At 59.0% G+C, this 7,730-nt stretch carries 8 protein-coding genes; all 8 read right to left on the bottom strand.

Going from position 1 to position 7,730, the window contains the following annotated elements; translation table 11 throughout:
* Window positions 1–37: 37 nt before the first annotated feature.
* The 8 genes from H1D44_RS17065 to H1D44_RS17030 all read right to left on the bottom strand — a co-directional run bounded on the left by H1D44_RS17065 (window position 38) and on the right by H1D44_RS17030 (window position 7,675).
* Window positions 38–205: a hypothetical protein gene (locus H1D44_RS17065; protein ID WP_181516209.1), complete on the bottom strand. Its 168-nt coding sequence runs from the start codon at window positions 203–205 to the stop codon at window positions 38–40.
* Between the two features lie 115 nt (window positions 206–320).
* Complete coding sequence (locus H1D44_RS17060) at window positions 321–1,532, bottom strand: hypothetical protein (RefSeq protein WP_181516208.1); 1,212 nt, start codon at window positions 1,530–1,532, stop codon at window positions 321–323.
* A gap of 65 nt (window positions 1,533–1,597) precedes the next feature.
* A complete protein-coding gene (locus tag H1D44_RS17055; RefSeq protein WP_181516207.1) occupies window positions 1,598–2,215 on the bottom strand; it encodes a phosphate phosphatase in 618 nt (205 codons plus the stop codon).
* A 4-nt stretch (window positions 2,216–2,219) separates the two neighbouring features.
* Window positions 2,220–3,146 (bottom strand): hypothetical protein, encoded by a 927-nt coding sequence (locus H1D44_RS17050; RefSeq protein ID WP_181516206.1) that lies wholly within the window; start codon window positions 3,144–3,146, stop codon window positions 2,220–2,222.
* Window positions 3,143–3,733 (bottom strand): DUF6932 family protein, encoded by a 591-nt coding sequence (locus H1D44_RS17045; protein ID WP_181516205.1) that lies wholly within the window; start codon window positions 3,731–3,733, stop codon window positions 3,143–3,145. Before H1D44_RS17045 ends, H1D44_RS17050 begins: the two co-directional genes overlap by 4 nt.
* Before the next feature lie 37 nt (window positions 3,734–3,770).
* Window positions 3,771–3,911 carry a hypothetical protein gene (locus H1D44_RS17040; RefSeq protein ID WP_181516217.1) on the bottom strand — a complete coding sequence of 47 codons (141 nt, stop codon included), beginning with the start codon at window positions 3,909–3,911 and terminating at the stop codon, window positions 3,771–3,773.
* Between the two features lie 46 nt (window positions 3,912–3,957).
* Entirely contained in the window at window positions 3,958–5,259 is a 1,302-nt protein-coding gene (locus H1D44_RS17035; protein WP_181516204.1) for a restriction endonuclease subunit S, read from the bottom strand.
* Window positions 5,252–7,675: a type I restriction-modification system subunit M gene (locus H1D44_RS17030; RefSeq protein ID WP_181516202.1), complete on the bottom strand. Its 2,424-nt coding sequence runs from the start codon at window positions 7,673–7,675 to the stop codon at window positions 5,252–5,254. The genes H1D44_RS17035 and H1D44_RS17030 overlap by 8 nt, the downstream gene beginning before the upstream one ends.
* Between the last annotated feature and the right edge of the window lie 55 nt (window positions 7,676–7,730).

Below are 7,730 nucleotides of genomic sequence, written 5' to 3'. Positions count from 1 at the left end.
GTCTCTGGGCTATGTGGCACCCCGAGCACACCCGGCATTAGCTGCGTAGGGTGTGCAGAAACCAGGGGGTCATTACAACTTGGGAGAAGCTGTCGCGGTGGGTGGTGCCGGGGTTGTCCACCGACCCGGCCAGAAATTCCCAGCCCTGATCCACCAATTGGTCGATAAAGGGTTTCTCGACCTCTGCGTACTCAGGTCCCGCCATATCATGGCATCCTTACTTTTTATTCGGCTAGCAGGCCTGCGACAGGCCAAAGGCTTATATTCACATAGCGTGAACGATCCTGTCCGCATGATACGGAGTGGGTGTGCCCACTTCATTAGTAGATAGGTTTTTTGAAGGAGGTGTAGCTGGTGATTTTCTCGATATCCGAGAAAAGAGCTTCAACACCGTGGCTCAGCGGGTTGCCTGCTGCCAAGCGACCCTCAGCCCAAGTCAGCCACTCCGCCAAAGTCATATCGCCAACGCTTGTATCCCTTTCTATCTCGAGCTGTGTCAAGGCTGCCAGGAAATGGCGAGCCTGTTCGTGTTGCTGCCATGAGTCTGCCAGCTCAAGAAAACGCTGCCATCGATTGTTGTCACGCTTCCGTTCTTGCTCGGCCAGATAGCGTTCATGAGCAGCGATCTCCTCGAGGCGCCGTTTCTCCAACCTTTCCTTTGTCCTATTCGCCAGTATCGGTGCGACCCTTTGAATGGTGTCGAAAATCTCCGGCAGGAGGTTTTCCATTGAGATCTCATCAGTTTCCAGCCATTGGCTTTTAAAGCCTGAGGGGAGATAGCTTTTTATCTCGAAAATCAGCTTTCCAGTGGGCTTGAGCTCTTGCCGCCAATCCCGGTCTCCGGAGCTGCGCCAGCGCTTTTCGCTCTCGGTGAGTGGGCGGCGTACCTGTTTCTGTTTCTCACGAAGCTGGAAGGGGATTTTTTCCCCCTCAATCTCGATAGCGGTGGCCTTGCGCTCCTCCTCAATGGCCTTGCCCCCAACTTTCTCGATAGCCTTGAAGAGGGTGCTCAGGATGCGATAGCGACGACGATCCATAGCTGTAAGCGGGGCAGGCGCGAAGCCTACACCTCCCCATCGGTACTTCTTTGCCTCTTCAGTTTGTCGCTTGTGTTCCTCCTGCCAGCCTGAGATTATCGGGTGTGCTCGTCCCAGCTTGGCTGGAACCTCCAAGTCAGGGCCAGACCTAACCCCTCTCTTTTTCTGTTTCGGTCTTGCTGCTGGTGTTAGCTCTAGCCCCTGATCTGTACCATGCGCATTGCCGGATGGTACCGGCGCCCTCATGCGAGGGGTATAGGGAGCAATTGCTAGTAAACTGTTCTCTGGGGGCGCATCAGGTAGAGGTGGCTGGGATACTTTTTTACCAGCAGCGATACGCTGCCAATGACCTGGTGCCGGAGTGGGTATTCCTGCCTTGTCGCACACCTCCTTCAGTTTCTGGCTCGGAAGGCCATACTCCTTCGCCAAGTGGCTCATCGGGCGCGACCATACCAGTTCATAAAGGCGTACACGTTCGATACGTGTGGGCGACATTTGCTATCTCCAGTCATGAGCAAAGCCGGGTCTTGAGCAGCGACAGCGGTAAGGAGGGCCTCTGCTTATAGAGCGGTGGATATTGCCTGCGCTGTCGGTGACCCTTCTCTCAGCCGCTCTAATGCCAGCGCAATGAGGCGATCCGAGAACAGCCGCAGCTTGCGCTGGCCGGCAATGTCATCGGGCCAATGTCGCAAGCCCTCCTTGATGGCTTCGACGGTCGGCTCGACATGCTCCTGGCTGATGAGCCAGTCCAGCGTCGCCAACGCCTCCATGCCCAGCGGTGACTGAAAGCCGTCGATCAGCAGGTCGACGGCTTCGATTGGTGCTCGATAAGGTGAAGCATCCGACACTGCCAATCTAGCGGCGAGATCCTCTAAGCGGTCTTGGTCCAACCAAACGATCACGGTGTCAGAACCTCTCTCGCCTTCACCGCAAAGCAGGTTGCCAACCACATCAAACACGCTCTCTCTCAATGCGTCGGCGTAAGGCCCGTAGCGCTGGGCCTGGAAGATGGCATCAAAAGGGACTGGTAGCTGATGGCGCCAACACTGGCGGGCCATCAACCAGGCAAGGCCCTGCACCTCAAGCATCGAACACTCGATACCCAGCACCCAATAGCGGCGAACCAGCTCCGCCATCAGGGTGTGTGATAAAGGCACCATGGTTGAGTGGGGGCTCATAGGCTCATTCCGACGTTTGACTGGCTGGCCATGTAGGTAGCGCCAGCAGCTTATAGCGGGGTCTGCCGCGCCCTGCCTGGGTCACCAGCATCTTCGCCTTGACCACCTGGCCGCGATGGTCATTGATGGAATCGGGAGCTTTAACGCCTGGCCCTATCTTGGCCGTGAGCCATTCCCTGTCACCTTCGACCTGGAACTCGCAGCTTCCCCTGTGCGGCAGGGCGCCACCGAAAACTACCGAGAGCACCTGCTCGCTCTCGGATAGATACTCTGTGCTTAGCCGTTCGAGGCTGCGCTTGACCTGACTCGAATCTCTGAAGCGGAATGATTTATCGGCGTGTTTGAGTGAACAAACAGCCTCATAGTCATTCAGAACACTGACAAAGCCCCGGATTTTGTCCAGAGCCCGCTGATCCATATCGGCGGCGGCTTCTGCCAGCTGCTCATCATCTACGCCGATACTTCCATCAAGCAAGGAGCGCGTTGCCTCCAGAGCCTTGGCGACGGTGCTTTCCTCATCAAATTCTAGCTGTGCTGTAGCGTCCTGAAGCTGAAAGCCAAATGAGCCACGCGCAGTACCGGTGATCATCATCTGATACTGGTCGCGATTAGGCACCGGTCCCGTGGCTGCCAGCGTGGCGTGCAGCGAGGCGCCGACAGCGGTAATTGCCTCCGAAAACGAAGAAAGCGCCTTGGAAGCGAAAGCAGCCAAAATTCCCTCTGACCCTGTTACAGGGCGGCCGCTGAATGTTAGTACCGCCTTGGCAGGCTCGTACTCTATGGCAGGGGCATCTGCCAGCTTTTCTTCAAGTTCATCAAGGCGAATTTCCAAGCTGGCCCTTGAGAGCACACGGTCTTCAGGTATCTTTGCCAGCATCCCCCTGAGCGTGTTGCATTCGGCTTGAAGATCAATGTATTCCTGACGGTTCATGAGCCATCCTCCTGACCAGCGAGGGCATCAAGGCATTGCCTCGCTTCATGAGCTGGCGAAAGTGAGACCTGAAGAAACCCCTTCCACGCTCTATCTCTACGGTGAGACCAGACGCTATACCAGTAGGTGCTAAGCTCCACCAGCTCTCCCGCAGATATGGAACTGAGAGGCACCATGAAGGCATCAACCATGAATGCCCTTTTGATGAGCATTCTGCTGCTTCTTGATAAACCAATCGCATCAGAAAAGCGATCTCGAATTGTTCGCTCATCCATTCCTTCGGGAAACTCGATAAAGCTAACCACGTCAATGTCATTCGGAGGCCGTCTCTCAATTGCCTCTACGTGCTCCACATAGCTTCCATCCAGCCACTGAAACCCCTGGGTTAGCCCAACATCATGCAGGCCTTGGCGGTAGCGCAGAAAGCCATCGAGTATCCTGATGCGCTCCTGTGAAGTGCCGTAGCGCTGGACGAGATCGACCAGCGAAACCTCGTAGGGAGAGCGAGCCGGCGATGTCGGGCTATTCGCATCCACCGGCGGCAGCACGCCTTCAGTGGTCCAGTCAGGAATCGGCACGTTGATCATGGGGCTTCCCTGCATTCATTCATTGGTCGTCTTACTATCATTTTAGTTGCCCGCCTTGTAGCTCGCCATGCGCCTCTGGTATCCAGCCGCGCTGAAAGTCGGGGAGCTGGATCTTGCCGGTGGTGATGTCCTTGAGCAGCTCGGGCAGCGAGCGTTTGGTGCTGTCGAAGGTGGTCATAGCAGTTCCCTGTGCGATGTGGTCCTGATTTTTTTGAAGCCCCGGTCTATGCCGGGGTGCTGGCCTGGGCTTGCTCGAGCAGCGGAGTGACGCGGACGCGGCCGGTAAGGAGGTCGTCCATTAGGCCGGATTTTTCAGAAAGCAATTTACTGAGGCTCGTACGAGCTGCATTAACCCTCCGGCTGGCTTCAGAAACCCTGAGAAGAATAGCGCGTTGATCCTTCAATGGCGGCACAGCTACTTTTAGGGATCTGACGTCGCTTAGAGTCACCTTTGGCCTGGTGACTCCTGACGTTATAGCCCTCACCTGGGAAGCAACATGCTCAGAATTAGCATAATTGGAAATCCAGTCCGGCAGAACCATGCTTTTGTCGGGCCTTAATCGAACAATATCGGCAGTGACAATACCTTCTGAAAACTCACTCGGATAGGTGCAGGCAATGCAGGGCGGTAAACCCATCTTCGTGAGCAGTACATCACCAGCAATGACATCGTGCGCTGACAGCGAAGCTGCTTTCAGATGGTCAACATATACTTCGCTCTTCCATGTAAACGTCTTGGATACCACATCCCTGACGAAGACGACTGGGACTCCCTCTGGCCGGTAATCAGAGGCCACCAAGTCACTGCCAAAGGGCCCGATAACAGAGCTGGTTGATAGTTCGCCAAGTGAGCCGCACTCCCACTCCCTCGGAACCAACCCCAGTGGCGACTCCTTGTAGAGCTCCGGCGCCTGCTCGGGGCTAGGGCGCAACAGGCCTCTCTCGTCGATGCCGTGGGTCAGCAGGTCGTGGAGCAGGCCCTCCTTGACCTTCTCCAGCTTGGCTATCAGCGCCTCGGTCTTCTGGATCTGGATGTCGAGGGTGTCGAGGACATTAGCCACACCCACTTGCTCATTAAGGGGAGGAAGGTGAAGCGGAATTTCGGCAATTTTTTTCTTATTAAGGGTTGCTCCTTTCACCGCGCTGTCAGTGACGACCCTGTTTGCTGCCGTGGGTATGGAGTGGTAGAGCCATCGGGAGCTCAGCTCACCCTCATGCGGCTTGAAAAAAGCAATGGCCTCATTGCAGTACATGGGTTTTTTTGTAATGCCTGTTCGTCCGATGCTGAGCTTGAAGCTCATTACCGTCGAGTCAGAAGGTATCAGCTTTACATTGCTAGAAAGGGCGCCCAGCTCAGTAATATGTTCTTTTGATCCCAAAAGAAATTTTGATTTTAAATCGGAAATAGCTAGCCACGGCGAGCCGTTGGGTGGTGTCGCCCAGAACTCCGGCTGGTTTCTAGACGGTGTGCCTCCGATGAAAAATTCACAAACGTCAGACAGCTGACAGTGGGTCCACTCAGACATACCCCAGCCCCTCCAGATACTGCTGCAGCTCCCTGGCGGCGGCATCCCTTTCTGCCTCGATATCGGCCAGCGTCACTCGGTACTTGTCCCACCAGGTCTCGAAGGCGGCGATCACCTGCTGGCGCTGCTGGCGGATGTAGCGCTCGAGGATGCCCTTGAGGTCGTTGTGCAGAATGGTCCCCACCAGCTCGGCGGCGGCGGGCTCATCCAGGGCGTCTACGGCGGCGTTGAGGTGCTCCTCGAAGCTGGCGACCTTGGCCTTGTGCTGCTTGCGCACCTGGGCGCGCTGGCTCTTCCAGGCCTTGATCTGCTCCGGCGTCGGGGCGTCGTCGTCCTCGCCGTCGCTGGCTTCCGCTTCATCGCCGTCATCGCCCTCGGGCTTTGCCTCGGCGGCCTTGATCTGGGCGTCCAGCTCCGCCTTGCGGGCGGCGAGTGCCTCGAGCTCGGCGACGTACTCCTCCAGCAGGAAGTGGACCAGACGGTGGTCCAGCGGGTTGGCCTTGCTCTGCTCGTCCTCCAGCAGGCTCACGATGCTGGTGCGCCAGGCGTCCACCACGCCCAGGCAGCCGCGGGCCTGCAGGGTGCGGAACTCGTTCTTGTTGTCGAACCAGAAGCCCGCGATGATGCCGCGCACCGCGAAGCGGTCCAGCATGGCAGTGGGCTCCAGGGCCGCGGTGAAGCTGCCCAGCAGCTCGTCGCGCAGTTGGGTGAGGCGACCGCCGTTGCCGGTCAGGCCGGTGATGCTGGCGCCGTGCTCGGCCCACCAGGCCTCGAAGGCGGCCATCACGCTGGCCTCCTTGTGCTGCAGGCCGGCGTCGGCCTCGATAGCGGGCTTGAGGTCGCGCTTCTCACTCAGGGGCTCGGCGAAGTCCACATAATCGGGATCGTTCGCCCTGGGGATAAAGAGCGCCATGGGGTCGAGGCCCTGGGCCTCGAACAGCGGGCGCCTGGCGTCGATCTCGGCCACCGGCACGCCGCCCTTGAGGTGGGCGCGCACGTCCTGGGGCTCCGGCGGCGGGGTGTTGTCGGCGTAGCGGCGGATGTTGAGGTTGTAGTCGTTGTCGCGCAGCTCCGCGAGGGGCACCACCCGGGCGAAGCCGGGCACGTCCTCGAAGGCGTCATAGGTGCTGGCGATCTTCTCGATGTGCTCGGGCAACAGGTGGTTTTGGGCGCGGCCTTCAAAGAACTCGCGGTCGGCGTTGATGAACAGCACCTTGCCCTGGCGCTCCTCGGGCTTGGCGCCCTTGGCGCGCAGCACCAGGATGCTCGCGGGGATGCCGGTGCCGTAGAAGAGGTTGGGGGCCAGGCCGATCACCGCCTCCACCAGGTCGTCCTCCAACATGCCGGCGCGAATGCGCTTCTCGTCGCCGCCGCGGAACAGCACGCCGTGGGGCATGACGGTGGCCAGGCGGCCGTCGGACTTGAGGCAGGCGACCATGTGCTGCAGGAACATCAGGTCGGCCTTCTTGGCCCCCTCCGGCACGCTGCCGTAGTGGAAGCGCTCGGGGAAGTGCTGGCTCGGTGTGTAGCCGATGGAGAAGGGCGGGTTGGTGAGGATACGGTCGAAGCGCCTCAGCTCGCCGCCCTCGACATGCTGCGGGTCGGTTAGAGTGTCATCGTTTTGCAGGTCGGCACTACTTACTCCATGAAGCAGCATGTTCATCTTGGCGATGGCCCACACCGAACCGGAGGCCTCCTGGCCGAAGAGGTTGAGCCGGCGCGGGTCGCCGCCCTGCTCCTCGAGGTACTCCTTGGAGAGGATCAGCATACCGCCCGAACCCATGCAGGGATCGTAGACGCTGTGGCCCTCCTGGGGGGCCATCAGCCGTACCATCATGCGGACCACCGGGCGCGGGGTGTAGAACTCGCCGCCCTTCTTGCCGGCGGAATCGGCGAAGTCGCGGATCAGGTACTCGTAGGCGGCGCCCAGCAGGTCGGGGAACTCGAAATCCTCGTTGCGCAGCCGGTACTCGCTGAAGTGGACGATCAGATCCCGGAGCTTCTTGTCCGGCAGGGTGGTGGAGCCCACCTTGCGGGTGAAGTCGATGTGCTCAAGCACCCCGTTAAGGCTTTGGTTATGCTCCTCAAGCCCGGCCAGCGCCTTGTTGAGCGCGCTGCCGACGCCTTGGTGGGCCTCCTTCAGCAGGTGCGACCAGCGCGACTGCGGCGGCACGTAGAAGGTGGCGCGATACCAGTCGGGGAACTCGACTTGATGGGCGATATCGATCTCCCCGGCGCCTGCCTCCTTGAGCTGGGTGCGAACCTCCTCCTGGCGCTGTTCGAAGACGTCCGAGCAACGCTTCAGGAAGAGCATGCCGAAGATATATTCCTTGAACTCCGAGGCGTCCATGCGCCCGCGCAGGATGTCCGCGGCCTTGAACAGGTGCCGCTCCAGCTGGTTGAGGGTGAGGATCATGTACAGCGGTTCCCTTTGCGATGAGCCGGCCGCATCGAGCGGCCGTGGTGACTGG

The organism is Billgrantia kenyensis, from assembly GCF_013697085.1.
Classification (GTDB): Bacteria; Pseudomonadota; Gammaproteobacteria; order Pseudomonadales; family Halomonadaceae; genus Halomonas; species Halomonas kenyensis.
Note: the sequence above shows the minus strand (reverse complement) of the source record. Positions and strands in the feature narration are given on the sequence as shown.